Origin of the sequence: Dokdonella fugitiva (assembly GCF_004342425.1) — a bacterium.
Lineage (GTDB): Bacteria > Pseudomonadota > Gammaproteobacteria > Xanthomonadales > Rhodanobacteraceae > Dokdonella_A > Dokdonella_A fugitiva.
Genome location: NZ_SLWQ01000026.1, coordinates 1 through 1,617 on the forward strand (window position 1 = coordinate 1; position 1,617 = coordinate 1,617).

At 69.8% G+C, this 1,617-nt stretch carries 1 protein-coding gene; it reads right to left on the reverse strand.

Translation table 11 applies throughout. The features are described 5' to 3' along the window. A partial coding sequence (locus EV148_RS18215) for a COG1361 S-layer family protein (RefSeq protein WP_132000277.1) occupies window positions 1-1,617 on the reverse strand: 1,617 nt, incomplete at both ends.

Genomic DNA, 1,617 nt, shown 5'->3' on the forward strand with positions numbered 1-1,617 from the left:
CGGCCCGAGGTTCGTCACTACCACCGAATAGCCCAGCGACCCGCCGTAGCCGATCGACGCCGGGCCGGTCTTCACGACGCGGATGTCCGCGCTCGACGCCACCGTCGTCGTGACCGTGCTCGTGTCGTCATCGGGCGTCGGATCCGGCGTCGGACTCGTCACCGTCGCCGTGTTCGCGATCGTGCCGCTCGCACTCGCCGGCACCGCGTAGGTCACGCTCACGTTGACGGTCGCACCGTTGGCAAGCGTGCCGAGGTTGCACGGGAAGCCGCCCGCGCAGGGCGCGGTCGCCGAGACGAACGTGAGGCCTGCCGGGGTCGGATCGGCGAGCGACACGTTCGCCGCGTCGCTCGGGCCGTTGTTAGTCACGGCGAGCGTGTAAACGACGTCCTGGCCCGCCGTCGCCGATGCGGGGCCGGTCTTCACGACGGAGACATTCGCCGAAGAGCCGACCGTCGTCGTGACGCTGCTGCTGTTGTCCGACGGCGTCGGATCGGCGGTCGGGCTCGTCACCGTCGCCGTGTTCGTGATCGAACCGCTCGCACTCGCCGGCACCGCGTAGGTCACGGTGACGCTGACGCTCGCGCCATTGGCGAGCGTGCCGAGATTGCACGGGAAGCCACCCGCGCAAGGCGCGGTCGCGGAGACGAACGTCAGCCCGGCCGGGGTCGGGTCGGCGAGCGACACGTTCGCCGCGTCGCTCGGGCCGTGGTTGGTGACCGCGAGCGTGTAGGACACATTCTGGCCTGCGATCACGTTCGCCGGACCGGTCTTGACGATCCCGAGGTCGGCGCTCGCGACGACCGGCGTACCGACCGTGCTCGTGTTGTCGCCCGGCGTCGGATCGGGCGTCGGGCTCGTCACCGTCGCGGTGTTCGTGATCGTGCCGCCCGCATTCGCCGGCACCGCGAACGTCACGCTGACGTCGACGCTTGCGCCATTGGCGAGCGTGCCGAGATTGCACGGGAAGCCGGCCTCGCACGGCGCGCTGGCCGAGACGAAGGCGAGGCCCGCCGGCGTCGGATCGGCGAGCGACACGTTCGTCGCGTCACTCGGGCCGTTGTTGGTCACGGCGAGCGTGTAGACGACGTTCTGGCCGGCGGTCGCCGACGCAGGGCCGGTCTTCACGACGGCGACATTCGCCGATGCCGTAACCGTCGTCGTCACGCTGCTGCTGTTGTCCGATGGCGTCGGATCACCGGTCGGGCTCGTCACCGTCGCGGTATTGGTGATCGAACCGCTCGCATTGGCCGGCACCGCATACGTCACGGTGGTTGTCACGCTCGCGCCATTGGCGAGCGTGCCGAGGTTGCACGGGAAACCGCCCGCGCAGGGCGCGGTCGCGGAGACGAAGGTGAGTCCCGCCGGCGTCGGATCGGCGAGCGAGACGTTCGCCGCGTCGCTCGGGCCATGGTTGGTGACGGCGAGCGTGTAGGACACGTTCTGTCCCGCAACCGTGGTCGTGGGGCCGGTCTTGACGATCTCGAGGTTGGCGCTCGCGATCGGCGTGACGACGACGCTCGCGCTGTTGTTGGCCGGGTTCGGGTCGGTCTGGTCGATCGCGGACAGGCTCGCCGTGTTGGTGAAGCCCGCGTCGGTATCGATGTCAGCCACGAC